Genomic DNA, 215 nt, shown 5'->3' with positions numbered 1-215 from the left:
TCATTTCTTATTACGGAGAAATGAAACAGTGTGTCGTTTCAATTTTCAGCTTGATCCAGATTTTTAAAGAGCAAAACTTCGCAGTGAACCTTTTCAGGTACACTCTGAAGTTTTCTTGGTTTGTTGCAGTAAAGATGGTGGAGCTATGCGGGATCGAACCGCAGACCTCCTGCGTGCAAAGCAGGCGCTCTCCCAGCTGAGCTATAGCCCCATCG

Annotated in this window: 1 tRNA gene; it reads right to left on the bottom strand. The window is 45.6% G+C overall.

Annotated elements, in window-relative coordinates:
* Window positions 1-135: 135 nt before the first annotated feature.
* Window positions 136-211, bottom strand: a tRNA-Ala gene (locus tag OGX99_RS00905).
* Between the last annotated feature and the right edge of the window lie 4 nt (window positions 212-215).

Origin of the sequence: Citrobacter sp. Cu096 (genome assembly GCF_030332285.1) — a bacterium.
Lineage (GTDB): Bacteria > Pseudomonadota > Gammaproteobacteria > Enterobacterales > Enterobacteriaceae > Citrobacter > Citrobacter meridianamericanus.
The sequence above is the reverse complement of the archived record's forward strand: the minus strand, read 5'-3'. Positions and strand labels throughout refer to the sequence as shown.